The sequence below is a fragment of the Hungatella hathewayi WAL-18680 genome, assembly GCF_000235505.1.
Taxonomy (GTDB): domain Bacteria; phylum Bacillota; class Clostridia; order Lachnospirales; family Lachnospiraceae; genus Hungatella_A; species Hungatella_A hathewayi_A.
In genome coordinates this window covers 1,630,443-1,655,503 of the sequence record NZ_JH379027.1, presented here as the reverse complement: position 1 = coordinate 1,655,503, position 25,061 = coordinate 1,630,443, and the positions used below count along the sequence as shown (strand labels likewise).

Here is a 25,061-nt window from a genome sequence, read left to right as displayed (position 1 = left end):
GCCTCGGCCCGGTATTTTAATACATCCACCTCAAAGGTTCCCACCAAACCGTCCGATTTCTCCAGGGCGCTGTCAAAGGACTGAATCGCCTCGCCGTAACTGCCCGCGTTCAACTGCTCAATTCCGGTATCCCGGAACGTATATTTCTCACTGCTTCCCTGGCAGCCGCTCAGCATCATGGCCGTGGCCAGCAGGATTCCTGTTGTTTTAAGAACATAGTTCATGGCGTTTCCTCATGTGATAGTTACTGGATTCCCGTGCTCCCAATTCCGCCTCTGTCCTGGCCTGCCAGGGCTTCTACCTCGTTGAACTGGAGGGCCGGCTGGTGTTCCATGATGCGGAACTGGCAGATGCGGTCGTTGGTCTTTATGGTCGTATCCCTCATGGCAAAGGCGGGGAAATACCACTGGTCGCCGTCGCCGCAGTAGGTCTCGTCGATGACGCCCTGATGATTTGTCTGAATAATTCCGAAATTCTTGAATGTTGAGCTTCTTGGCACAATATGTGCCTCGTAGCCCTTAGGCAGCTTCATGGCAACGCCAAGAGGAATCAGTTTGAATTCTCCTGCCTTTAAGGTAATGTCCTCCGCCGCCCGCAGGTCTATCCAGTCGGATTTGCCGCCGATGTAGGCCAGTCTGTCTATCTTGTCGGTAAAATATTTAATCTGTATGGTCTCCATGTGTGGTTGGTTCCTCTCTCTTTATCAATTCAATGGCTTTCTCAGCTCTCGTGGAGAGCTACGACGCCGGTCATCCTGGTGCGCTGCACGTCGATGACCCTCTGGTTGGAGCTGCCTTTCCAGTGCAGGCGGTTGTCCTTCTTCGCCACGATGAACTCCCCGTCCACCACCACATCCACCTTGCGGATGAAGGGCAGCTGACAGATGTCCTCCCAGTCATAGCCGGTGTAGAGCCAGATGGTCTTGTTGGGGAATTTGTCGCAGATTTCATCCACCAGTTTTCCGATGTCCTCCCGGTTGTCCGGGTGGAGCGGGTCGCCGCCGCTTAAGGTCACTCCGGATATGTAGGGCTTTTCAAGTTCCTCAAACAACTCCTCTTTGGCCGCCTGGTCAAATGGAAGGCCGCCCCGGATATCCCAGGTTATGGGATTGTGGCACTCCTTACAGTTGTGATTGCACCCGGACACCCACAATACCACCCGCAGACCGTCTCCATTTAACATGTCATCTTTTGTTATGTTATGATACCGCATTTTGCCTAATCCTCTTTGCTTTCTAGTTCTGATAATCCGTGCCTACATGGACTTGCGCTCTGCAATCTCCGCCATCTTGGCATCGTTCAAACGGGTGTCCCCCTTCACGCGGGAGTAGGACAGATAGCCGTTCATGCGCTCAATCTTCGTCAGGTTTTTGCTGCCGCAGACCGGGCAGACGTCCATCTCCAGCTCCTGGTGGCCGCAGTCGTCGCAGTAGGCCAGGGATAAGTTGACGCCCTCATAGAGTCCCATGTCCATGGCCCGGCGCACCAGTGTCTTGATGGCTTCCAGGTTATAGTCGATGGGATATTTCACATACTGGATTTTTCCGCCGTTGCACAGTTCCCAGAACCGATACTCCAGGTTCTGCTTCTGAATCGGCGTGATATCCTCGGTGACGTGGCAGTGGAAGCTGTTGCTGACGTACTCCCTGTCGGAGACATTTTCCACAATGCCGTATTTGTTGCGGAACTGCTTCACCTGAAGGCCGCACAGACTCTCGGCAGGCGTTCCGTAGATGGCGTAAAGGTTGCCATCCTCCTCTTTGAACTCGTTAATCTTCTTGTTGATGTGCTCCAGCACCTCCAAGGCGAACTGGCCGTCCTCCACCAGGGATTTGCCGTTGTAGAGCTCCTGAAGCTCGTTGAAGGCCGTGATTCCGAAGGATGCGGTGGCAGATTTCAGCAATGGCTTAATCTTCTGGTTGGGCTTTAAATGGCCGCCGTAGAAGCCGCCCTCACAGTAAGCCAGCGGGTTGGTGGTGGCGCGCATTTCCCCAAGGTAAGCGTAGGTGCGGATGTGAATCTTGCGAATCAGGTTTAAGTAGTAATCAAGCACCTCGTAGAAATCCCGGCTCTCCTGTCTGGCCTTGGCCAGAATCATGGGCAGGTGCAGGCTGACCGCACCGATGTTGAACCGTCCCACGAATACCGGAACGTCCTTGTCGTCCGCCGGATACATGCCGCCCCGCTCATAGTAGGGAGATAAAAAGGCACGGCAGCCCATGGGGGAGATAATCTTTCCGTACTGCTTGTACATGCTGGCGATATAGCCTTTTCCAGTCAGGGAAAGCCAGTCCGGATACATGGTCTTGGAGGAACACTCGATTCCCGCCTCGAACACGTCCTCCAGCTCGCCGCCTGGGCCGTGAAGCTTCTCGTCGTAGAGGAATACCAGTTTCGGGAACAGCACCGGTTTCTTGTGCTCTTTCTTGCCCTGGCCCTTCTTTCTCACGTTCAGCATGGTAATGGTGGCCATCTTGGCAAACCGGCTGGTTCCGGTTCCTGCCGTCATGGTGATAAACGGGTAATCGCCGCGGCTGGAGGATACGGAGTTGAACTTGTACTCCCAGCCCTGGAAGCCCTGCTCCATATCACGCTGCACGTCCTTCCAGGCCACCTCGGTGGCTTTCTCCTCGGTGAGACCCAGATCGGTATATTTCTGAATGTATTTTTCATAGGATTTCTCGGCGTAGGGGGCCAGTATCTCCTCCACGCTTGGCACGGTAAAGCCGCCGTACTGCTGGCTGGCCGCACTGAGCACGATGTCACCGATGACGTCAAAGGCCACGTCCAGGGTCTTTGGCTCGTTGTACCAGAGGTTGCCCATCTCGAAACCGCCGGAGAGCACTTCCTTCACGTCAAACAGACAGCAGTTCATGGTATCACGTCTGGCTGACATGTCGTGGATGTAGATATAGCCTTCCCTGCACGCCTGAAGCTCCTCCACCGTCATAAAGAATTTCTGGTACAGGGACTTGTTTAACTCGTTGAAAATCAGGCTCCGCTTTGTGGAAACCAGGGCGCTGTCGGTGTTGCTGTTCTCCTTGTCGCCGATGTACATGATGGACTGGCTCTTTTTGTAGACGTCGTCTAACATCTGGACAAAGTCCTGCTTGTAGTTGCGGTAGTCACGGTAGCTCTTGGCCACCTGTGGGTTTACCTTCTCTAGGGCTCCCTCCACCAGGTTGTGCATCTGGGCGATGGGAATCCGCTTGCTCTCCATCTCCTTTGCCTTCTCCTCCACAAACTCGCAGATAAAGTTAATCTCCGCCTGTGAAAAGGTAATCATAGCCCGGTTGGCTGACTTGTTCACTGCCACCACAACCTTCTGGACATTAAAATCTTCCTCAGTTCCATCTTTTTTAATCACTTTGATTTCACTGCTATTCACACCCGTTTCCTCCTTCTTATCAGTCATTTTCCTTTGTTTTCTGCCGTGTTCAGTCTTTGAAGGCGCCCCGGAAACCGGGACGCCCGAATACTATATCTAGTTTATTCATTTCACATTGCACGCCATATCATGTGTAACTCTGGTATAAATGGTATCACGTTCCAGAGGGTAAGTCAAGAACGATTCTCTTAAAGTTTTAGACGGTCAGGCCGGTCTCCCCGGAGGGGGAATCTTCCGGCTGGTTCTCCGCCATGCCGGCCGCCGCTTCCTCTGCAGTGGCAGCTGCTTCGCCGTACTCTTCATCTGTGGCGGCTTCGTCATTCTTCTCCCCAGCCACCGCTTCGCCGTTCTCTTCCTCGGCCGCCGCGGCTTCATCACCTTCCGTCACATCCGCCGCCCCTCCAAACTCCTCCATACGAAGCTGTAACTCCTCCTCCACCTCGGACTTTATCTCCTCCTCGGCCTCCGGGTTCAGGGTTGGCAAATCCTCGGTGGAGCCGACGCCGAATCTTCGCAGGAATTCCTCGGTGGTGGCAAACAGGGCCGGGCGTCCCGGGGCGTCTAATCGCCCCACCTCATAAACCAGATTATACTCCACCAGACGGTTAACCGCATGGTCGGACTTGACGCCTCTGATTTTCTCTATCTCCATCTTGGTCACCGGCTGTTTGTAGGCGATGATGGACAAGGTCTCCAGTACCACCTCCGTCAGAACCTGCTTCTTCGGCGTGGAAGCCACCCGGATCAGGTTCTCATAGTACTCCGCCCTGGTGCACATCTGATAGCTGGATTCCAGCTCAATGATCTGCATGCCCCGTTTTTCCCGCTCATACCGGCTCTTCAGGCTCTCCACCACCTGTTTTGTGGTTTTCTCATCCTGGTCGATAGCCACCGCCAGCTGCTTGAGCTCCACGGACTGGCCCATGGTGAACAGCACCGCCTCCACAATGGCTTCCCACTGCTCTTCCGGGTAAATGCCCTGTGGCTTTGGCTGCTTTTCTTCCTCCGTATAATCTTCCATCACCAGAACCTCTTTTACATCTATGACCTTGTTTCCCGCTTCCATCATTTCCGTCCTCTATCCCTCAAAATCATCCAGACCTTCCAGGTCCAGCTCCCCGCTCTCGCCCTCCGGCTCCAGGGTCTCTATGTACATATCGTCAAAGGTATGCTCCTGTGTCAGATATATTTTCCCAATCTTCATCAGTTCCAGCACGGCCAGGAAGGTGACCACCACCTCCAGCTTGTCCGCCTGCCGTTCCAAAAGCTGCCGGAAGCTGAACTTGCGGTGGCTTCTGGCATAGCCCATGACGGAGCCAATCTTCATCTCCAGACTCACCGGCTCCCGCTTGATATTGCCAAACTTGCTTCGGATGGGGTCCACCTTGTCGGCGTTCCGCTTCATCACCGATTCGAAAATGCTCTGCAGTCTGGCCAGTGTCAGCCCGTCCAGCAGCTTGTCCAAATCCACCGGCGCCTCGTACCTGGCCACCTCCTTGGGGATGGTGGGTTCCTTGTACAGGTGCTTCTCCGCCCCCACTTCCATATCCTGAAGCTCCACGGCCATGTATTTGTACATCTTATATTCCAGCAGTCTGGCAACCAGCTCGGCTCTCGGGTCTTCCTCCTCGCCCTCCTCGTTGACTTCCGCCGGCAATAACATTCTGGCCTTGATATCAATCAGGGTGGCCGCCATCACCAGAAACTCGCTGACAATGTTCAAATCCTCCGTCTCCATATTGCTGACGTAGGCCAGATACTGCTCCGTAATCAGCACGATGGGGATATCGTAAATGCTCACCTTATTCTTCTCTATCAGATGAAGGAGCAAATCCAGCGGCCCCTCAAAACTCTCCAGTTTGTAAGACAGTTCCATAATTCCCTCAACTTCCGCTCCGCCGCCCGGCGGAGAACACATATTGATTCAGTATATCATGAAATGGCTGTCTCTGTAAATGCCTCTTACTGATCCATTTTCCCTTTTAACTTCACCACCACCAGCTGGGATTGGTTGTTCAGACGGATATTCACCGAATGGGTCCCCAGGCCCCGGCTGACGATCAGGGTGTGTCCGTTCTTCTCAAACCGGCCGCCGCAGTAGCGGTAGAAAAATTGAAACTGGGGCGTCATCAGACCGCCAAGCAGCGGCAGACGGATGGTTCCCCCATGAAAATGACCTGACAGCGTCAAATCCGCTCCCCAGGTCTGATACTGTTTAAACATAATCGGTGTGTGTGCCAGCAGGATCTGGTACCGTTCCTTCTCGGCCTCCCCCATCTGGATGGACAAAAGGCGGGCATCCAGCCGCTCCGGGGAGAATTTCCGGTAGCACTCTTTGGGAAGTTCCACCCCAGCTATCGCAATGTCTCCCCCTATCTCATACCGCTCCCGGCCCTTCACAATGTGAACGCCGGCCTGGCGCAATTTCTCACAGTACTCCTCGTACACATTTCCGAACTGCCGTTTGGACCAGTTCATCCGGCTCTCATGGTTGCCAAATCCGTAGTATACCGGGTATCTTCCCGCCAGCTGCCGCACCAGATAGAGGGCCCGCTCCGTGTCCACATAATCCTTTGAACCGTCGGTAATCATCATGTCGCCGCCAAGAATTACCCCATCCGGCTTCACCTTTGCGATGGCCTCCAGAAGGTCCTTCTGTCCGGCGCCGAACCGGTTGTCATGAAGGTCCGACAGAAATACGAAGGTTCTCTCCCCCTCGTGAATCTTCTCCGAGCGGATTTCGTAAGTATCCACGGAAAAATGCTTTTTCTCATACTCGGAACGCATATATATAAGTAATAACAGTCCGCAGACCGCGGCCAATATCCATATCATCTTATCAAGCTCCTATTTTCTGTTTTTAAATACCGGGTCGGCCGGATGGCCGCTGACAATCTTCTGCATGGTCCGCTGCACCGCGTCCTTGGATGTCTTCCAGTCAGCGTCGGCGTTGCGGTAATCGTATTTTTCGATAAACCAGTCGATATCCTCCTGCATTCTGGTAAGTTCCTTCTCCATCTGGGCAAATAACACCGGGAACAGCTGCTCTTTCTCCTTCTGGTTCAGACTTCTCTCACACACGTCGCACAAATCTGCAAAATGGTGGATGCAGAACCCCTTGGACTGGCCCACCATATCCATAAAATCCTTCTCATGGCGCAGCATGTGGACGAAGGTGTCCAGCACCCGCCCGTAGGTCTCCTGAATTCTGCCGCAGATATAGCAGTGACTCTCCTCCTCCCGAATCCAGCTGCCGGGACCGGGTGTCTCCCCATCGCTCTTTTTCCGCCGCCATACGGGAGCCGCCTTTCCGGGGGTGTAGTCATCCATCTGGGTTTTCAGACCGCGGCGCAGATATTCCAGCCGGGATTTGAGAATCCAGGCATTTCCAAGAGAATTTCCATAATCAAACATGTTCTTGGTATGTATTTTACAGAAGCCCTGTCTGTCCGTCTTGTCCCGGATATCGCTCTCCATATAGGAGGAGCCCAGCACAAACTCGATGGCCGACTGCTCCAGGTTCCGCTCGATATAGCAAAAAGGACATTCGTCGCCGGATTTTAAGGCGTCTGTCAGCTCTATGGTATATAATTTTTCCTTCACGGCGCTTCCTCACTTTCTTTTTTATGAAAATTTTTCCGTTTTTTGTGACATTTTCTTACGGATTACCTTTCTAATAAGGGATACTTTTATGAAATCCTGTGATACCCATCATACACGCATGGAAAGACCTGCGTCAAGTAGTCAGCCCATTTATTTCCCGGAATTTCGCAAAATGTCGCCATAATTTCCAGTATTTTCCAATTATTACCCACTTGTGGCTAATAAACGCATCTGGATATTAATGCTTTAATAACATTATAAAGGAGGTGAACTGCATGATTGTTTATGACCCATTATGGGAAACCATGAAGAAGCGCAAGATCAGCCAGTACCGGCTCATCAAGCATTATGGCTTCAGTTCCGGACAAATCAGCCGGCTGCGTAAGAACATGTATGTTTCCACACATACCATTGGCGTTCTTTGCACGATTCTCGACTGCTCTATCTCTGACATCATGGAATTCCATCTGGACGACAGCGAAAGCCCTTTCCCAAACGGGGCCAAGGCTGAAATCCAGGAGGAAGCTTAAGTATCCTACATAGTTGACCGATAGTCACAAAAAGAAAGAAGACCTTTCTGAGCCAGTCTTGGACTCGCAGAGGTCTTCTTTCGTTGTTATTCCTTTCACGTCTTCCCTGACGCCGCCATTATCACTATTGTGGTAATTCACCAAGAATTTCCCATCTTCCATTTCTTCTTCCATTAAGCCGCCTGATATATCCTTTTTCTTGCAATTCCACCGTTCTTTTCTTTATGGTACGCTCAGATTTTCCAACTTTAACAGCCAGTTCCTTTTGCGTAATTGTGGGTTCCTGTTGTATCAATCTTAATAGTACTAATTCCTCTAAAGTGCAATCCAAAGTGTCATTTGTGCACTTTGAAATATCTTCCCCTGCACTTTGAACCGTTCTTTCCTTCCTGTCAGATTGATATTCCAGATGTAAACTCTGCAATATGCCTTACAGATTCCGAAACGGATAAACCCGCATACGAAAATTGCTTTTCCTTATTAAAATCGTAATCTAAGGTTGCCTGAATGCTCTTGCAGGATGCATATAAAACGGTATCTCCTTTTAACACCCACTCTTTTTTTGTAATATTATAAGGTCTGATTTCTCCGGCATTATCAAGAATTCCGTCAAATAATCTTCGATGAATCTCCTGCCATTCCGCTGGTGAAAACTGAAATGTTTTTTCGCCAAGAAGTGCTACTATTCTGGATGAAACGATATCCGCCTCCCTCGTATCACCCTCTATTTCTATTCTGTCTTTCCTCTCCTCATAATAGCTTTGAATTCTCCTTTGCGCTGTATCAATGCCAATCTTACCTTCAATATGTGCCTTCGCCGTTTCAAGCAAGTACTCGGAAATTCTCAAACCATCAACTGCTTGTAAACCGATGGCCGTTTGCCAGGCTTCACTTTTCTCGACTTGATCTGGTTCTCCCTGCCTCATATATTCTTCTAATTCAAATTTCCAGTTTTTATTCTCCGGCATTATATACACCTCCCCTCCACATCTCTGTTTTTATTATAGACGATTTTTATAAAAAAACCAATTCACTATGCTGAGATCCAATAAAGTGTAGGAGAAAAAGAAGGGAATGTTTATGCCGCAGCATAATACATTCCCTTCTTTTTCAATTAATTTTCTAATACCATCCCATTTTCATAATTGGTTTTTCATTAATTCTGGCGGACTCCGCTGCCATCCACCCGGTAGCCATCCGGGGTGGTGGTGTTCTTTAGCATGGCGCCGTCCGCGCCTAAGTAGAACCATTTTCCCTTATTCTCGGCCCACTCGTTGACGGCCATGGCGCCGCTTGGTTTGAAATAGTACCAGGAGCCGTTGGAGAACTGTCTCCAGCCGGTGGCCATGTAGGCGTTGGAATCAAACCAGTAGTCCTCGCCGCTTATGGTCTGCCACTCGTTGGAGGCACGGCTGCCGTCTGATTTTATGTAGTACCAGCCGGTGGAATCCTGCTTCCAGCTGCCTGTGGTGGCTGACGTCGTCACGGTTCCTCCGGTTTTCATCACCTCAAAGCCGTAGTCCAGCAGGGCTTTGGTGTCGGCATAGTGGGTGTTCTTGCTCTTTAAAATGACGGCAATGAGACGCACGCCGTCCTTCTCCACCGCGGTCACCAGGGTGTTTCCCGCCAGGGAGGTGTAGCCGGTCTTGCCACCGATAATGCCGGGATAATACCGGGAATCGGTGGAGTACATCATCTTGTGGCCCATGGTCAGGGTCCTGGCTTTCTCCTTCTTGGTGGCCGGGAACTGGTAGCTGAGAGTCGTGTCGATGGCTCTCAGGGTATCGTTCTGGAATGCCGCTCTGGCAATCAGGGCCATGTCTCTGGCCGTGGTGTAGTGATTGCTGTCGTTCAGGCCGTGTGGGTTGACGAAATTGGTATTGGTACAACCGAGTGCCGCCGCTTTCTCGTTCATCAGCTTGGCAAATGCCTCGTTGCTGCCTGCCACGTGCTCCGCCAGGCCGTTGGCTACCTCGTTGGCCGATTTCAGCAACAGGGCGTAGAGGCATTGGCGGACGGTCAGTTTATCGCCTTCCGTGATGTTTAACGATACCGCGCCGGCCTCCAGGTTGGTGGTGGCTTTGGCAGAGAAGGTCACGGTGTCCTCCAGATTGCAGCGCTCGATTACCAGGAGGGCCGTCATCAGCTTGGTGATGCTGGCCGGGTAATATTTCGTGGTGCTGTTTTTCTCATAGAGGATATTGCCGGTGGCGGCGTCCATCAGGACGGCGCCCTGGGATTGTATCTCCGGTTTGGCGATGTTGGCGGAGGTTATGTTAGTGTTGATGGCGCCGGTGGTTGTGCCGGTACTGCCGGTATTGGAACCGGGAGTTGAGCCGGTGCTGGCGCCAGTATTGGTGTCAGTACTGCTGCCAGCGCCGGAAAATGCCGGGCCGCCGCTGGCGGCGGTGGAACCCGAGGTGTTGGAGCCGCCTGTGGTTCCGGTGGCGCCGGGAGTGCCGGATGTGCCTCCGGAGTTTCCAAGGCCGTCACCCGGGCGGTCTACCACCTGGGCGCCGACATTTGGCTGTCCGGCTCCGGAGGGCGCTTCTGTCTCCACGCTCTGGCCGCCGGAGGTACCGCTTGGTCCACCCGCCACGGTGGCCTGCGCGGGCATGCTCCACAGCAGACAGGCCGCCACGGTGGCACTGACTAGTCTTTTCCATTTCTTCATCTGTCTACTCTCCGAATTTTTCTGTCTGGCTGTTTATCAGTTCTGTGTCCTCAAAATAGTTTATTTTCATAGCGCTCTTGACGTCGGATAAGGTCTGGGCCGCAACCTCTTTGGCTTTTAAACTGCCCTGGCGCAGGATCTCGTAGACGCCTGGAATGTCTTTTTCAAATTCTTTTCTTCTGGCACGGATTGGCTCAAGCTCTGCCTGGAGAACTTCGTTTAAGAAGCGTTTTACCTTGACATCGCCCAGGCCGCCTCTCATGTAGTGGGCCTTTAATTCGTCCAAATTGTTGTAGTCCGGCCAGAATGCTGCAAAATGTCCGTCGTTGCAGAAGGCGTCAAGGTAGGTGAATACCGGGTTGCCCTCTACCTGGCCCGGGTCCTCCACGCGAAGGTGGTTGGGGTCGGTGAACATGCTCATGACTTTTTTCTTCACGTCCTCCGGGGTGTCGGATAAGTAAATGCAGTTGCCAAGGGATTTACTCATCTTTGCTTTGCCGTCGGTGCCTGGAAGGCGCAGACAGGCTTTGTTGTCCGGGAGAAGAACGTCAGGCTCTACTAAGGCTTCGCCGTAGGTGGTGTTGAAACTGCGGACGATTTCTCTGGTCTGCTCTATCATGGGAAGCTGGTCTTCACCAACCGGGACCGTGGTGGCCTTGAAGGCGGTGATGTCCGCTGCCTGGCTGATGGGGTAGACGAAAAAGCCTACCGGGATGCTGGCTTCGAAGTTTCTCATCTTGATTTCCGACTTTACCGTTGGGTTTCTCTGCACCCGGGATACGGTTACCAGATTCATATAATAGAAGGTGAGCTCGGTGAGCTCGGGAATCTGGGACTGGATGAAGAGGGTGGACTTTGAGGGGTCTAAGCCGCAGGAAAGGTAGTCGAGGGCAACTTCGATGATGTTTTGTCTTACTTTTTCGGGGTTGTCCGCGTTGTCGGTTAGGGCCTGGGCGTCGGCTATCATGATGAATATATCGTCATATTGGCCGGAGTTTTGGAGTTCTACCCTGCGTTTTAGGGAGCCTACGTAGTGGCCTACGTGGAGCTTGCCGGTGGGGCGGTCTCCGGTTAGGATGATTTTCTTTTTTGGGGGGGGTTGAGATTTGGTTGATGTCTTTGTTTGGTTTGTTTTCTATGGGTTCCATGTTTTCCTCCTGTGATTGGCTAGGGGCGGGAGTGGCGGGGGGTAGTCCGCAGGGACGCTCAATTCCGCTTCGCTCCATTTCGCTTTGCGGCTGTCGCCGCATAGTCATGGAATTGGAAATGTCCTGCGACGAGCGAGCTCGCCTCCGGGCATTTCCAATTCCATGACTGCCCTGCTCATAGCTATAAAAAATTATACCATCCACCACCGAAAATTCCTACCCCTATTTCTTTCAATTTTCCTACAATTGTCCATTCCCCCCTCACCTGCCCATTAAACGCTCTTCTCTCCCCTCTCTCCACTCTCCCCACTTTCCTCCCACCCAAGACCAAAAATGAGGCATGACAATCATCTGCCATGCCTCATTTACTTCTCAATTCGTTCCCATTTCCCCACTAAACACCCAATACCTGCTCATTAATCAACTCGAACATTCTTACAACCATGTCGTGGAAGAAGGCTTTGTCGTGTTTTTGTATCTCCGGGAAGCCGTCGTATTTCTCGAAACCGCTCTCGTACATCAGACCCATACCGAGAACATCGGCGATGACCTCCATTTTCTCCGCATCCTTTAAGGAAGAGATTTTGGGCATGCAGGTGTCTTTCAGGATTCCTACGATGTCCTCCGGGATCCGGTTTAAATTGCCTGTGTATCTGGCATGGAGGGCGTGGCCCAGCTCGTGGAAGAATACGGCTTCCGGGTTGACGTTGGTGCAGTTGTTCATATGGAACATAATCATGTGGTGGCTCATGCCATCCTCGTCCGCCATGGTCAAAAATTCACTGTCATATCCGGTGTGGCTGTAATCCAGAAGACAAATCATGGCCTTCTTTCCGCCAAATACCAGCTCGGTGAACCGGTACTCGTGATTCATGTACTCCATGATCTCCCGCACCCGCTCCTCGGTAATGCCTCTGCCGATGGGCGCGCAGACATATTTCTTCGTAAATTCAGCGGACTTCTTAATCTTTTGAAGGGTCCTGAAGGGAGTTCCAAGAGGTGGAAGTGTCAGCGCCAGGTATTTCCCCGCGGCGTCGTCTCCGGTATAGACTTCATAGCCGCCATCTCCTGCACTCTCTATGTAATCCATCAATGTCTCGTCCAGCACGTTCTGATAAAAGGTGCCGACTACCTCTTCCTTATTTTCATCCGCCAAGGCGGCATCCACAAATTCCAGCAGTTTGTCCACCGCCACAGGTATGTCCCTGCACTGTACCATCTCATTGATAAGTTCATAAATATCCATGATTATCCCTCCTAATCTGGCGTATCTTGTCCCACATTCGTAATTTTAGGGACTACTCTGTTGTTAGTATACCATTTAAAGAGAAAAAATGCGACAAACTTTTTCGAAAAAATAAAAAAAATTTCTCGAAAAACCTGGATTGTATTGAATTTTGTACATGAAATGGGGGAAATCCGGCTCCAGCACCCTCAAAAGCTGCTTAATTCTCTCTTTAGGGACACTCTGTTAACTTTTTGGCAATGAACATGATTTGCTATTTTATTTTAATTTTATTATATTTTATTGCTTATATTGCTTTTTCTCTTTCTCCGGCCTCTGTTTCCCGCTGTTTTCCATGTCTTAAGACAAGAGATATCTTTTAGAAGAAATTTCTTCTTATAGGGGCTCTTATTCCGGATGATTTTATCCATTTCATGTGATATCCCTTTGTCGTGTTACCACAATACCGGGTTTACAAAAACTGGGAATGAAGGTACAATATACCTCGGAAATATTACACAAAACAGGAGGAGTCCAGTGATGTGCGACGATATGACAGCAGGGACGATCAATAAGAATACCGGAATCCGGGACAGGCAGATGGCCAGCACCAGAAGACAGGCGTTCCGGGACGGGGTGCGGGATGGGATGCCCATCGCTCTCGGCTACCTGGCCGTCTCCTTTACCCTTGGAACTGCCATACAGAAAGCCGGAATGACCGCATTTCAGGGAATGCTGGCCAGTCTTTTAAACAATGCTTCGGCTGGGGAATACGTAGGATTTGCGCTGATTGCGGCGGGGGCCTCCTACTGGGAGGTGGCGCTGCTGACGCTGATAACCAACGCCAGATATCTGCTGATGAGCTGTGCCCTGAGCCAGAAATTCGCTCCCGGCGCACCGCTCATCCACCGGCTGCTGGTTGGATATGATGTGACGGACGAGATATTCGGTATCTCCATTGCAAGGCCGGGATATCTCAATCCTTACTATAATTACGGCGCTATGGCCGTGGCAATGCCGGGCTGGGCCCTTGGGACCTGGCTGGGCGTGGTGGTGGGCAATGTTCTGCCCCTTCGGGCCGCCAGCGCGCTGAGCGTGGCCCTTTACGGCATGTTTCTGGCGGTGATTATCCCGCCGGCCAGAAACGATAAGGTGGTGGCCGGACTGGTACTGCTCAGCTTCGCCGCCAGTTTTCTGTCCGTACATCTGCCCGCACTGGCCGGCATTTCCGGAGGGACACGGACGATTCTGCTGACGGTGGTGATTGCCGGGGCGGCGGCGGTTCTGTTCCCGATTGACAGGGATGAAGTATCTGATAAGGAGGTCCAGTGACATGACAGGGAATATCTATGTCTATCTGGCGGTGATGGCAGGTGTGACCTTCGCCATCCGTGTGCTGCCGCTGACGCTGATTCGCAGGCAGATTACCAACCGGTTTCTGCGCTCGTTTTTATATTATGTGCCTTATGTGACGCTGGCAGTGATGACATTTCCGGCGATTCTGGACGCCACGCAGACGCCAGTGTCCGGAGCGCTGGCGCTGGTGGCGGGAATCGCACTGGCGTGGCGCGGGGCCAGCCTTTTCAAGGTATCGGCTTCCTGCTGCGTGGTGGTGTTTCTCGCGGAACTGCTGATGCGGGTTTAATGTGGATTTAATGCGGGTTTAATGCGGGTTTAATACGGGTTTGATGCGTGTTTAGAAAATGGTCGTTTCCTGCTCTCTCATGGCCATTTTGGCATGTTCTGCAAACAGCTTTTGCACGCCGGCGTACTCGCCCAGGCCTTTCAAAACGCAGGTTACCAGATATCCTTTGGATGTCAGCACCATTTTCCATGAATCCTCTTCGTCACCGGCCATGTCGTTGCAGGCGTGGTCTCCGGCGACGATCATCAGGGGGAAGAGCGCCACTCTGTCGTACTCTCCCCTCCCCAGCGTCTCGGCCACCTCATCTAAAGAGGGCGTTCCCTCGGCCGTTCCTATGTAATCATCCTCATATCCGCATGCTCTCAAACGGTTTTCCAGCTTTTCGTAAACCTCGTTGGCCGTATGGCCCGTTCCGTGCCCCATGTACAAGATAGCAGTCTTCTCTCCACGGTAACCGGCGGTTTCCTCCGTCAGTATTTTCGCCATGGCCTCGTAATCGCCGTCATCGCTAAGAAGCGGTTTCCCGCAGGCAAACGAAGCAAAACGAGCGCGGTACGGCTCCAGTTCTTCCATCATGTCCTCGTACTCATAGCCGCTCATCACGTGGGTGGGCTGGATTACCAGCGTCTCAATCCCGTCCGCCAGCAGACGCTCCATGGCCTCCTTCACATTGTCAATCGCTTCCCCGTCCCGCTTCCTCAATTTATTGATAATCTTCTGGCTGGTAAACGCCCGCCTCATCTCATAGTCCGGAAATGCTTCCGCCACCGCCTGCTCAATCGCCCCGATGGTCCTTTCCCTCGTTGTGTTGTAACTGGTCCCGAAACTGATTACCAAAATGGCTTTTCTTCCTGATGTCATTGAGTCATGTTATCCTTCCTGTTTTCCATCTTACTGCTTCCCGGCTCCTGGCCCGGATGCAGCAGTTAAAAGTATACCATGAAATGGAATCTCCATCAATTCCCCGTGTGACGCGGGCGGACGGGCAGGAACATGTCTCGCTTCTTTCGCATACCATAAGGTAAAAGAACGTTTCAGGAGAAATCATTTATGATACCAATCATTACTCCCGATGACAACGCCCGGCCGAGTTCACGGCCATTTGTCATCAATAACGATACGGGTACCACAGGGACGGCCACCGGTGACGATCAGGTGCGCAACTACTGTGACCTGCCCCAGACGGAAGCATCCAGATACCATCTGGACATGCCGGACCACCAATATATTTTCCAGTTTCAGTCTACGGTAAACGGCGTCACCAAGTTTGCCTACTGTCTTGATAAATTTGCGGACGGACCGTACAATGATGTTCCCTATCAAAGTGCGCCCTTCGAAACCATTTTCCCAAATGCCACTGCCAGGCAGAAGCAGATGCTGGCCTGGATTATGGCAAATGCGTTTCCTGTCACCACTGCCCACCAGACCTTTGCACTGGCCGGCGTCGATGACAGCGCCAGTCCGCCTTTGGATGACAATGACGCCTATGCGGCCGTCCAGGTGGCGCTCTGGGTACTTTTAGGGCAAATAAACATTGACGCGGTCCAGTTTCTCGACTGCTCCACCGACGCCCAGCACCCGAAGTCAGCCAGACTCCGCGCCACTGTCCTCCGGCTGCTGGAACTTTCCGGGCAATATGCGGACTCCGTCTTAAGCCCCCTCCCACCGACTGCCGCCAATCCGCCTTCCTGTTGCTGCAAAAAGGGAGGGATTGACTGCTGCAACACGGGAACGATTCCGTCGGACGCCAGTGTGCCCTACCTTGTCTTTAACGGCTGTCCGGATGAAGTGCGCTCCGTCTGCGGCCGGCTGCTCATCGGCCCATTTAGACTCAGCTCCAACTCCAACCTTATCGGCCAGCCGTCTATCACAATCGAGCCGCTCTGCGTGTGCAAGGAGGGTTTCTCCGCCTCCTTCATGGATTTCTGTGGAAATGCCATCGATGCGCCGGAGATTGGCGAGGAGTTTTATATTGCCATCCGGGCGATCCGGGATTATATCTGCTTTACCATCCGGGCCTCCTTCACCGCTACTATCACCCGGGTCATCACCATGGACCCGACCAGCACCGCGCTGAATTACCAGCCGATTGGGACGACGCTGGAGGACGAAGAGGTGACGGTAAATGCATCTGTCTGCGTGTGCGTTGGGACGCAGGGGATGAAGTGTGGCGGCGGGAAAAAGAAGAGTGGGATTCTTATTAATAATAACAATAATAACAATAATAATAACCACAATAGCAGTAATAATAGTAGTAGTAGTAATAGTAACAGCAGCAATAGCAACAGCAGTAACAGCAACAGCAGTAATAGCAACAGCAGCAATAGCGATACCAGCAATAACAATACCAGCAATAATAATAACAACAATAATAACAATAACAACAATTCATCCAGCGAAATGCCCCCATGGTCAAACTGGTTTCCATGGCCTATATTCCCATTTCCGCCATGCTCTCCGTGGACATCATGGCCAAATTATCCGCCAATGCTGCCATATCCGCCAGGACCACCGTTCCCTCCGGAACCGCCTTACCCTCCGATGCCTCCATTCCCTCCGGGACCACCATACCCTCCGATGCCACCGTTCCCTCCGGGACCACCTTACCCTCCGGAGCCACCGTTCCCTCCGGGACCGCCATGTCCTCCGATGCCTCCGTTCCCTCCGGGACCGCCATGTCCTCCGGAACCACCATGTCCTCCCAAGCCACCATGTCCGCCAAAGCCTCCATGCCGGCCTTGTCCATGTGGACATCAATGTCCCTGTAAACACTGTTCTTCTAAGCATTAACTCAATGAAATCAGTGGGTGCCTCACATAAAACTGTGAGGTGCCCTTATTCAAAAGTCCTCTGCCCCCATATACTTCCAACTCTTTCAATTACTTTAGCAAATAAGACAGTCCCTGCCTGTACATCTTAAAAATTTAAATAATGATATAAATGGAAATCAAAGATTTTATGATAATTTGAATTCTCTTTAGATTCCGCCGCCGGTATAGAAACCGGCGGCCTTTGAACACTACCGTTTCATATCATGCCTCTACATGATATTTATCATACATACTCCGCAAAAGCTCAGGGTTGTCTCCTAAAAGAAAAATATTCTCAACATCCCCTCCATCTTTCATGGAACTTATCAACCTAAGAAGTCTATTCTGCCCTTCTGTACGCCCTTCTTCCCGTTCGTCATCAAGCATTTCACCAAACAACATATACTGCACCTCCATTCCACGTTCGCGCTTGATTTGTTTTACTCTGGTATCAATTTTCTGAATCAGAGAATCTGAAATGCATTCTTTCCCATATTCAGCATCCTCTACATATTTCAGAAAATGGACCAATTCCTCCGGTTCTCCTCCAAAGTCCCCGCCCTTGGTATTCAAGAATATCTTATACGCCTCATCTCCAAATTCTTCTCCCGTTTCACGACACCGCGAATCAATCGTATAGCGGTATCTCCCATGCCCAAACGGGTCGAAGGTGCAGATAAAAATAATAAAACTTTTCGGAAGTTCCTTAAAATCAATCCCCGGCCTCAGAAGCATCATATCTAACTGCCCCTGATAGCCACGGCTTCGTTTTGGGAGATTGTGCTTATTGGTCGTCTGCATTTCCACATCAAACACAGTCTTTTGTTCATCATCCGCATGCACATCCAGCCGCACTCCCCGAAAATCCGGATTCACCAAAAGTGCCGCTTCCGTCCGAACCCTCACGTTGCGAATCGGAATCCCCAGCACCCGCTCCAACACGCCCCGGCAAATCTCCTCATCTTCCATTACTGCCGCAAACATAAATGCATCTGAAAATTGCAATTCCTTAAAAGGTTTCTTTTGTGTCATAATCCGCCTCTCCGATGCAGCAAGGCGGTGACAATCCTATTTGCTGGCTTCATTATAACACATACTCCAAATCAGGGCAATACCTCACCCCATTTTCTTATTTATGTAGTACCTCAACCGCCAAATTCAAACCAAACTGAAATCCATGATAGAAAGCATTATCAATTTCCGTCTGGTTTGTCAGTGATTGGTAAAAACAAGTTTTATTAAATAAATCTTTTAAATCTGAGGGCAATTGTCTCTCTAGTTCATCTCTACCCTTCATTTGGAGTAAAACAACCTTATTGGTATATGGCAAACTTGCCAATTTGTTTTCAAAAATTGAGCACGGGTCATGATACATCGCTAATAACATTTCTTTTGAAACATTGACCTTACCCTGTTGTATGGTTTTATTCATTCTGTCACCTTCATTTTCTAACCATAAAGGATACGTTCCATTTCCGACAGATTCCCCATGTGAATATGCAATGTGAGTCAAAATTGAATATTCCTGTTCTATGGAATCCTGTATCATTTCCAAAAATTCCTCTACTCCATTATCCTTATCACCTAAATCAATAAATAATTTCCGCACTCTCTCCATTGCCGAAATTAATTGATTATATCTTCGATATCCAATACCATCTTCTCGAATAAATTGCAGTCTGAAATATTTTTCATATGGTGCTTCTTTTATATCCAAAGTTACATACCCTTTTGAAACCAGATATCCAATTGCAATAGCGCTTGTACAAATTTCCTTTAACAAATCATCGATACTGTTTCTTAAACAATCAAATGCTTTATCTTCCTCACTGTCGTTTTTCAATTTATTCAGTAAGTCCTGTAAGGATTCAATCCCGGTATAAATAGAACTGTATGCTTCGACTGCCCTGCCATTATTTAGTGAAAATTCGTTTTGTATCAGTGCATTATAAGGCGAAACAAATACATCTAAATCATAAACACCTGTCATTAAACCAAATATTACCTCTGATAAATCATGTAATTGTGAAAATGTTAATATCATATTTCTTCTCCAATCTTTTTTTAATAATAGCCTTTAGGGTGTTTTAATGCCCTTTCAGTAGTATAACATAGATTCCCATAATTTTGGGAATATTATTTACAATTTTAAGCCTGTACACTCTATACATAGGAGCGTATATAAAATGATAACTTTTGAACCGCTGTGGAAAACGTTAAAAGATAAAAATATCTCTCAATACGATTTAATTGAACACTATCATATGAGCAGAGGTACTCTTGATAATTTAAAACATAACAGAAGTATCACTTTAAATACACTAAATGACCTGTGCAATAAATTTAAATGTGATATTACCGATATCATTGAATACACCATGGATGAGGAAAAAGAAAGTGATTGATTATAAACACTTTCTTTTTTTATATTTCTTGCGTCGCTTATCTGCGGTATATCCCTCACATTATTTGTTACAATATAAATATCTTAATTAAAATGTGAGGAGTAGACCATGAATATGAGACAGGATAAGCAACCGGTAATGGCAGCGGTGTCTGCGATTGGGGAGTTTGAGACGTTTTTGCGGCGGGAGGAGCGGAGTGCGAATACGGTGGCTAAGTATATCCGCGACCTTCGGGCGCTTTTTTCTTATCTGGATGGGCGGGAAATGGATAAGGATTCGCTGCTCTCCTGGAAGGGGTATCTGATGGAATCTTATGCGCCGGCCAGCGTCAATTCCATGCTGGCGGCTGTCAACACGTTTCTGGATTTTGCCGGGCTGACGGGTTGGAAGGTAAAACCGTTGAAAATACAGCGGGAAATATTCTCCAGACCGGAGAAGGAACTGACGCGGGAGGAATACCGCCGCCTTGTGGCAGCCGCCGAGCGGGAGAAGAACTGCCGCCTGTCACTGCTTCTTCAGACCATCTGTGCAACAGGCATCCGGGTGTCGGAGCTGCCATTTATCACAGCGGAAGCCCTGCAGACCGGACGGGCCCTGGTCGACTGCAAGGGCAAGACGCGAACGGTATTTCTACCGGCGTCACTGGTCCGCGCCCTGCACAACTACTGCCGGAAACAGCGGATCAAGAGCGGTACGGTGTTTTGCACCAAAAATGGCAAACCGATTGACCGCTCCAATATCTGGCGGGACATGAAAGCCCTGTGTGAAAGCGCCGGGGTGGCGCCGGGGAAGGTATTTCCCCACAATCTCCGTCATTTATTTGCCAGAACCTACTATGATCTGGAGAAGGATTTGTCCAAGCTGGCCGACCTGCTGGGACATGTCAATATCAGCACCACCAGAATTTACACCATGGAAAGCGGCGGACGGCACGCAAAACAGCTTGATAAAATGGGATTAGTTTTTGCCAGATTATAGGGAAGACAACATAATGATGATTATGTTGTTGGATACAACGAAATAAATGAATTGCTACATACTAAATATTACCATATACACCGTAAAAAAGCAAGAAACCATCATCGGGCTTCCATCACAAGCATGGAAACCAGGCGGGAACAGAAATCGCTGTTTTCCCGCCTGGTTCTCATGCTTTTTTCTTACGATTTTTCTTATTTTTACACCCCGGTCCCCCGGAATTTTGATGATCCAACAACATAATCATCATTATGTTGTTTCGTCTCATATTTTTGAAACCGAAGTGTGCAAATTTACGAACAGGGAGGAAATGACAATTGAAAAAATACTTACTTCAGCAGTTAACCAATCTTGCCGGGGCTGCCTATATTTCTGATTTACATTCGAATTTATACAGAGCGAATATCTGCGCCGCCCTGGACAACCTCAATCCCGAGGACTACTCCCTGAAAGAATGGTCCGATGCCGTGAGTTACATCTTAAAATCCAAAGAACAGGCATTTGAGACACCAGCCTCTGCCTATCAATACCTGCGTCGGGAATTACACACGCATCAGGGCTGAACCTCCGCCTTCAGTCCCCTTATTTTGCCGCTTCGTTCACACACCGCAGTGCATTCAGACTGCGTGGATACCCCACATAGGGCAGACACTGCGAAATAATTTCTATCAGAAAATGCCTGTCATTTCCAATCCTCATATTGGCGGCCGCATGGGAAACCAGCTGTGGCTCACAGCCTCCGTGCGCTGCCAGGAAGCAGAAGGTTATCATCTCCCTCTGTCTGTAATCAAGCCCTTTACGCGTATAATAATCTCCAAAGCAGTTCCCCGAGAGCCAACGATTGATATGCCGTGACTCCTCCGGTCCCGAACTGGAAAATCCTCTCATATGCTCCCCAAAGATATCCACCTGCGCCTGCTCCCCTTTTTCCACCCGGTCCTCCACAGTCACAGTTCCCTGCACCTCCAGCGGAAGGGCAATCCCTTGGTCCATCAGCCAGGTATTGACAGCCGTCAAAAATTCCAACGTCCGCCCCATCCCCAGATAGGCCGTGGCCTGATACACGATCTCCTTTATCTCCACCGGCGTCACACCGGCCTGAACCGCTCCGGGCAGCATCATCCGAAATGTCTCCAGCCCCTGGCATCCAAGCAGCGCCGAGAGAATCGCCATCATCCGGGTCCGGCCATCCAGACTGCTGCCTCCCGCCACTTCCCCACCGGCAAACCTCTCAAACAACTCCACAAATTCCGCATCCGTTCCACAAAGCTCAGAACCACTCTCCGAGAACATTTTCCCAGGATTCCAGTCCCCATAATCTTCCGACATCATTTCCAAACCTCCTGTTTTCCTGTCTACACTCTCCTGCCCGCATGTTTCTCCCCGCAAGGACATCATTTCAACCTCTCATATTCATCAGGTTCCAAAAACTCCAGCCATTCGTTGGATGCCCCCTCTGCCGGAACCTCCACGGCCAGATGTTGAAACCAACTGTCCTTTGCCGCGCCGTGCCAATGCTTGACCTCCGGCGGAATATTGACCACATCGCCGGGATGCAGCTCCTGCGCCGGCTTACCCTCCTCCTGATACCAGCCTCTTCCGCCTGTAACCAAAAGGATTTGACCGCCTTTATGATGGATATGAAATGCGTTAATTGTCTTTGGCGCAAAGGTCACCACTCCGATTCCCACTCCTTTCGTCGTCAACATATTCAGATAACATTCCCCGGTAAAATACTGTGCAAAGGCTGTATTTTCATCTCCAATCGGGAAAACAGCCCCCGGTCCCAAATCCTTATTCATCTGTTCCTTATCCATAACACTGAAACCTCCATTTTCTTTCCTGAAAATACCGCTGTGCCTTCTGTTACTTATTCTCAAATTCTATGCTTATTATAAAGGAACAACTTTAAAAACAGAATATGAAAAAAGTTTACATCGTATTATCTTTTAGTTAACACGAAAAAAGATTTCCACATGGGCTCCAGCATTTCCTATGGGAACTCCCACATCATGCAAATGCAGCGTATCTCCCATAAGCTGCATCATAAACCTTGTACAGGTTCCTCCCCTTTGATATAATAAAAGACAAATTAGCAAAGGAGGGGCAGAATGGGAAAAGAAGTATTATGTGCATCCGTGGAACAGCTTCGGGAGCAGTTTTTGACATTGGATTGGACCTATCACGATGTTCCTGTTGGCAGACAGTCGGAGAAAATGTTTCGCTGGCCGGGACCGCCGGATGAGGAGATTCTAATCTGTGTCCATAAAAGTGGCGGACGGCAGGAACTCTTCCATCGGCATGATTTCTTTTATTTTAATTTTACCTACCAGGGGGAATACGATTCTATCAGCTATAAGTATGACAACCGTATTACCATCCGGGAGGGGGAACTCTATGCCGGGCAGCCTTTTGCGGGACATGCGCTCTGCGTCCATGATGACAAAGAGACGACAATTATCGGTGTTCTGATACAGCGGGAAACATTTTTCAGAACCTTCTTACCCATGCTGTCTTCCAATACCAGACTGTTTCATTTTCTGCTTGACCCGGCAACCAACGAATTCTCCGAGGAATTCATCCATTTTAAAATCGAAGATGACTGTAATATACGAACTTTGCTTGAAATGATGGTGATAGAGTATGCAAATAAGCAGGAGGACACCCAGGTTGTCTTAAAATCACTGGCCCTGTCTTTTCTACTGCAGGTTGCGCGGCAATTCGTTCAGACGACCAGGACGTCCGCGGCCGAAAATACATCGGAAAAGATTCTCCAATATATGAGCGAACATTTTGATACCGTGACGCTCAAAGATATTGCAAAACATTTTTCTTACCACCCCAACTACATCTCCACGCTTCTTCACCGGGAGCTGGGGAAATCATTTTCGGAGATACTACTGGAACAGCGGATGGAACGCGCTGTCATTCTGTTAAAGGGAACCAGTCTGTCCATCGAGGAGATTGCCATGCTGCTTGGTTATAGCAACAGCAGCAATTTTTATAAAGCATTCCGCGAATACTTTCAATATTCTCCCCGCGAATATATTGCGGCGCGGAAGTAATATGCAGGCATAGGGCCTTTATGGGCGTTCTTTTTCTTTCATATTATACATGTGTCCGCCTTATTGCTGGTCTGCCAACCGGAGTCTTCATATATAACGCATCCTCCGCTTCGCTGTCCAGTTCTTCGATTGGGATATTGGCCGCGCCTTTAAAATGGTTTTCATCGTACCTCCAAGCGAATCCCTCCTATTTCATTCTTCATTTATTTTGATTTCGTTTCTATCTTGTAAGGTTTTTCAGCCATCCGTATTTCCGGTAATGGAGGATGGCCGCCGGCAGCTTCACAATCTCATCCAGATTGATAATCAGGAAGACAATGACTACCGGCAGGTCCCAGACAAAGGCCGCTAAGAAACCGGCCGGAACTGCAAAGGCCCACATGGTAACCGCATCACAAATCAGGCCAAACTTAGAGTCTCCACCTGCGGGAAATATCCCGGCTATGGTTGTCATGTTAATGGACTTTCCAACCATATAACAGGCGCACAGAATCAACATCCATTTAAGATATCCTGTCGCCTGCGGACTTAATGTGGTGACCTTTACGATGACGGGGGTAAGCGCTACTAAAAACACGCCGGATAGGACGCCGCTTATGACAGCGAGCCTGCAGAGACGGCCTCCATATTCTTTTGCCTGCTTTAAATTTCCCATGCCTAACTCATTTCCCACAATAATACCGCCGCCGTTTCCAAGTCCGGTACAAAAACTGACAATCAGGTTTTTGACAATGTTGGCAATGGAATTGGCCGCCACGGCATCACTGCCCAGATGCCCCATGATAACGGAATATGTAGTAAAGCCGCAGCCCCACACCAGGTAGTCGCCAAGCATCGGCATTGTATATTTCCAATAGTCCCGCACCAGATTTTTTTCTGTTGTAAAACAATATTTTATGCGCAGTCTGGCTCTCTTTTCCCGCAGGGACTCAAGATAGGCCCATCCCATTTCTACCAGCTTTGATATGGACGTTGCCAGAGCCGCACCCGCAATTCCCATCTCAGGGAAAAACAGCAGTCCATAAATCAACGCGGCATTTAAGAAAATATTGATTACCACGGCGGTGGAGCCGATCACCATACTTTTAATGGCATAACCTGTGTTTTTCAAAATGCACAGATAAATCTGGGAAATGCCGGTAAACAAATACGATGGCGCAACAACGCGAAGATACACAATTCCGCTTGATATCAGCTGCGGCTCGTTTGTGAATATCCGCATCAGGGTTTCCGGAATAAAAAGTGTTGCCAGAAAGAAGATTGCGGATATCAGGAAAGATACTTTTATGACATAGGCAAAGATTTTTTCAATGGATGTCATATCCCCTTTCCCGTAATACTGTGCTGCCAGAATACTGGTTCCCATTGTCAGGCCGCCCATAAAAAGGTTGAATACGAAGGTAATCTGCCCGGCCAGTGATACGGCGGAAAGAGAATCCTGATTCACAAATCCCAGCATCAGGGCATCCGATGCACTGACGGCCGCCAGCATAAATTGCTGAAAGGCAATCGGCAGCACAAGTGAAAACAGTTTCTTGTAAAAAATGGCGTTTTTATCACTCCATATGATTGTTTTCTATTTCTATAACCT

At 49.7% G+C, this 25,061-nt stretch carries 28 protein-coding genes and 1 pseudogene; 8 read left to right on the top strand and 21 right to left on the bottom strand.

What is annotated here, in order from left to right; all coding sequences use genetic code 11:
* The 8 genes and pseudogenes from HMPREF9473_RS07460 to HMPREF9473_RS07425 form a co-directional block, all read right to left on the bottom strand.
* Positions 1-224 (bottom strand): annotated as a pseudogene (locus HMPREF9473_RS07460) (tetratricopeptide repeat protein); the annotation flags it as partial.
* Between the two features lie 20 nt (positions 225-244).
* Entirely contained in the window at positions 245-679 is a 435-nt protein-coding gene (locus tag HMPREF9473_RS07455) for a dUTP diphosphatase (RefSeq protein WP_006779470.1), read from the bottom strand.
* A 41-nt stretch (positions 680-720) separates the two neighbouring features.
* Complete coding sequence (nrdG, locus tag HMPREF9473_RS07450; RefSeq protein ID WP_006779469.1) at positions 721-1,212, bottom strand: anaerobic ribonucleoside-triphosphate reductase activating protein; 492 nt, start codon at positions 1,210-1,212, stop codon at positions 721-723.
* A 42-nt stretch (positions 1,213-1,254) separates the two neighbouring features.
* Positions 1,255-3,414 (bottom strand): anaerobic ribonucleoside-triphosphate reductase, encoded by a 2,160-nt coding sequence (nrdD, locus tag HMPREF9473_RS07445; protein WP_050810017.1) that lies wholly within the window; start codon positions 3,412-3,414, stop codon positions 1,255-1,257.
* A 169-nt stretch (positions 3,415-3,583) separates the two neighbouring features.
* Entirely contained in the window at positions 3,584-4,456 is an 873-nt protein-coding gene (gene scpB / locus HMPREF9473_RS07440) for an SMC-Scp complex subunit ScpB (RefSeq protein WP_006779467.1), read from the bottom strand.
* A gap of 9 nt (positions 4,457-4,465) precedes the next feature.
* Positions 4,466-5,263 (bottom strand): segregation and condensation protein A, encoded by a 798-nt coding sequence (locus HMPREF9473_RS07435; RefSeq protein ID WP_006779466.1) that lies wholly within the window; start codon positions 5,261-5,263, stop codon positions 4,466-4,468.
* An 86-nt stretch (positions 5,264-5,349) separates the two neighbouring features.
* Entirely contained in the window at positions 5,350-6,222 is an 873-nt protein-coding gene (locus tag HMPREF9473_RS07430) for a metallophosphoesterase (protein WP_006779465.1), read from the bottom strand.
* A gap of 12 nt (positions 6,223-6,234) precedes the next feature.
* Positions 6,235-6,990: a DUF6062 family protein gene (locus tag HMPREF9473_RS07425; protein ID WP_006779464.1), complete on the bottom strand. Its 756-nt coding sequence runs from the start codon at positions 6,988-6,990 to the stop codon at positions 6,235-6,237.
* A 275-nt stretch (positions 6,991-7,265) separates the two neighbouring features.
* On the opposite strand from HMPREF9473_RS07425, the gene HMPREF9473_RS07420 reads away from it, so the two are divergent.
* Positions 7,266-7,520 carry a helix-turn-helix domain-containing protein gene (locus tag HMPREF9473_RS07420; RefSeq protein WP_006779463.1) on the top strand — a complete coding sequence of 85 codons (255 nt, stop codon included), beginning with the start codon at positions 7,266-7,268 and terminating at the stop codon, positions 7,518-7,520.
* Positions 7,521-7,544: 24 nt separating this feature from the next.
* On the opposite strand, the gene HMPREF9473_RS27580 is transcribed toward HMPREF9473_RS07420, so the two are convergent.
* The 7 genes from HMPREF9473_RS27580 to HMPREF9473_RS07400 all read right to left on the bottom strand — a co-directional run bounded on the left by HMPREF9473_RS27580 (position 7,545) and on the right by HMPREF9473_RS07400 (position 12,588).
* Positions 7,545-7,694 carry a hypothetical protein gene (locus tag HMPREF9473_RS27580; RefSeq protein WP_006779462.1) on the bottom strand — a complete coding sequence of 50 codons (150 nt, stop codon included), beginning with the start codon at positions 7,692-7,694 and terminating at the stop codon, positions 7,545-7,547.
* Positions 7,645-7,815 (bottom strand): winged helix-turn-helix domain-containing protein, encoded by a 171-nt coding sequence (locus HMPREF9473_RS28480; protein WP_347509106.1) that lies wholly within the window; start codon positions 7,813-7,815, stop codon positions 7,645-7,647. The genes HMPREF9473_RS27580 and HMPREF9473_RS28480 overlap by 50 nt, the downstream gene beginning before the upstream one ends.
* A gap of 97 nt (positions 7,816-7,912) precedes the next feature.
* The gene (locus HMPREF9473_RS07415) at positions 7,913-8,488 is read right to left on the bottom strand and encodes a hypothetical protein (protein ID WP_006779461.1); all 576 of its coding nucleotides are present in this window, start codon (positions 8,486-8,488) and stop codon (positions 7,913-7,915) included.
* A gap of 188 nt (positions 8,489-8,676) precedes the next feature.
* The gene (locus HMPREF9473_RS07410; protein ID WP_006779460.1) at positions 8,677-10,194 is read right to left on the bottom strand and encodes a D-alanyl-D-alanine carboxypeptidase family protein; all 1,518 of its coding nucleotides are present in this window, start codon (positions 10,192-10,194) and stop codon (positions 8,677-8,679) included.
* A 4-nt stretch (positions 10,195-10,198) separates the two neighbouring features.
* Positions 10,199-11,275 carry a tryptophan--tRNA ligase gene (gene trpS, locus HMPREF9473_RS07405; protein ID WP_034858093.1) on the bottom strand — a complete coding sequence of 359 codons (1,077 nt, stop codon included), beginning with the start codon at positions 11,273-11,275 and terminating at the stop codon, positions 10,199-10,201.
* 248 nt (positions 11,276-11,523) lie between these two features.
* A complete protein-coding gene (locus HMPREF9473_RS27270; RefSeq protein WP_157140203.1) occupies positions 11,524-11,700 on the bottom strand; it encodes a hypothetical protein in 177 nt (58 codons plus the stop codon).
* Between the two features lie 36 nt (positions 11,701-11,736).
* Entirely contained in the window at positions 11,737-12,588 is an 852-nt protein-coding gene (locus tag HMPREF9473_RS07400; protein ID WP_006779458.1) for a hypothetical protein, read from the bottom strand.
* A 519-nt stretch (positions 12,589-13,107) separates the two neighbouring features.
* Here HMPREF9473_RS07400 and HMPREF9473_RS07395 point away from each other — a divergent pair.
* Positions 13,108-13,899: an AzlC family ABC transporter permease gene (locus HMPREF9473_RS07395; protein ID WP_006779457.1), complete on the top strand. Its 792-nt coding sequence runs from the start codon at positions 13,108-13,110 to the stop codon at positions 13,897-13,899.
* Position 13,900: 1 nt separating this feature from the next.
* Positions 13,901-14,212, top strand: a complete 312-nt coding sequence (locus HMPREF9473_RS07390; RefSeq protein WP_006779456.1) for an AzlD domain-containing protein — start codon at positions 13,901-13,903, stop codon at positions 14,210-14,212.
* Positions 14,213-14,263: 51 nt separating this feature from the next.
* Here the strand turns inward: HMPREF9473_RS07390 and HMPREF9473_RS07385 are convergent, their stop codons facing one another.
* Complete coding sequence (locus tag HMPREF9473_RS07385) at positions 14,264-15,073, bottom strand: sirohydrochlorin cobaltochelatase (RefSeq protein WP_006779455.1); 810 nt, start codon at positions 15,071-15,073, stop codon at positions 14,264-14,266.
* Positions 15,074-15,262: 189 nt separating this feature from the next.
* On the opposite strand from HMPREF9473_RS07385, the gene HMPREF9473_RS28370 reads away from it, so the two are divergent.
* Positions 15,263-17,002 carry a thioester domain-containing protein gene (locus HMPREF9473_RS28370; RefSeq protein ID WP_006779454.1) on the top strand — a complete coding sequence of 580 codons (1,740 nt, stop codon included), beginning with the start codon at positions 15,263-15,265 and terminating at the stop codon, positions 17,000-17,002.
* A 242-nt stretch (positions 17,003-17,244) separates the two neighbouring features.
* On the opposite strand, the gene HMPREF9473_RS07370 is transcribed toward HMPREF9473_RS28370, so the two are convergent.
* Both HMPREF9473_RS07370 and HMPREF9473_RS07365 read right to left on the bottom strand, forming a co-directional pair.
* Positions 17,245-18,054 (bottom strand): Rpn family recombination-promoting nuclease/putative transposase, encoded by an 810-nt coding sequence (locus tag HMPREF9473_RS07370; protein WP_006779453.1) that lies wholly within the window; start codon positions 18,052-18,054, stop codon positions 17,245-17,247.
* Positions 18,055-18,151: 97 nt separating this feature from the next.
* Positions 18,152-19,066, bottom strand: coding sequence for a DUF6809 family protein (locus HMPREF9473_RS07365; RefSeq protein WP_006779452.1), 915 nt, complete (start codon positions 19,064-19,066; stop codon positions 18,152-18,154).
* Positions 19,067-19,208: 142 nt separating this feature from the next.
* Between HMPREF9473_RS07365 and HMPREF9473_RS07360 the strand changes: the two genes are divergently transcribed.
* From HMPREF9473_RS07360 to HMPREF9473_RS07350, 3 genes are all read left to right on the top strand, one after another.
* On the top strand, positions 19,209-19,427 hold the full coding sequence (locus HMPREF9473_RS07360; protein ID WP_006779451.1) for a helix-turn-helix domain-containing protein: 219 nt from the start codon (positions 19,209-19,211) through the stop codon (positions 19,425-19,427).
* A gap of 108 nt (positions 19,428-19,535) precedes the next feature.
* Positions 19,536-20,405 carry a tyrosine-type recombinase/integrase gene (locus tag HMPREF9473_RS07355; RefSeq protein ID WP_006779450.1) on the top strand — a complete coding sequence of 290 codons (870 nt, stop codon included), beginning with the start codon at positions 19,536-19,538 and terminating at the stop codon, positions 20,403-20,405.
* A 317-nt stretch (positions 20,406-20,722) separates the two neighbouring features.
* On the top strand, positions 20,723-20,968 hold the full coding sequence (locus HMPREF9473_RS07350) for a hypothetical protein (RefSeq protein WP_006779449.1): 246 nt from the start codon (positions 20,723-20,725) through the stop codon (positions 20,966-20,968).
* Between the two features lie 19 nt (positions 20,969-20,987).
* On the opposite strand, the gene HMPREF9473_RS07345 is transcribed toward HMPREF9473_RS07350, so the two are convergent.
* Together HMPREF9473_RS07345 and HMPREF9473_RS07340 are read right to left on the bottom strand one after the other, a co-directional pair.
* Positions 20,988-21,737, bottom strand: coding sequence for a carboxymuconolactone decarboxylase family protein (locus tag HMPREF9473_RS07345; protein WP_006779448.1), 750 nt, complete (start codon positions 21,735-21,737; stop codon positions 20,988-20,990).
* A gap of 62 nt (positions 21,738-21,799) precedes the next feature.
* Positions 21,800-22,222, bottom strand: a complete 423-nt coding sequence (locus HMPREF9473_RS07340) for a cupin domain-containing protein (protein ID WP_006779447.1) — start codon at positions 22,220-22,222, stop codon at positions 21,800-21,802.
* A gap of 294 nt (positions 22,223-22,516) precedes the next feature.
* Here HMPREF9473_RS07340 and HMPREF9473_RS07335 point away from each other — a divergent pair, with 294 nt between their 5' ends.
* Complete coding sequence (locus HMPREF9473_RS07335) at positions 22,517-23,470, top strand: helix-turn-helix transcriptional regulator (protein WP_006779444.1); 954 nt, start codon at positions 22,517-22,519, stop codon at positions 23,468-23,470.
* A gap of 220 nt (positions 23,471-23,690) precedes the next feature.
* On the opposite strand, the gene HMPREF9473_RS07330 is transcribed toward HMPREF9473_RS07335, so the two are convergent.
* Positions 23,691-24,989, bottom strand: coding sequence for an MATE family efflux transporter (locus tag HMPREF9473_RS07330; RefSeq protein WP_006779443.1), 1,299 nt, complete (start codon positions 24,987-24,989; stop codon positions 23,691-23,693).
* Positions 24,990-25,061: the final 72 nt, after the last annotated feature.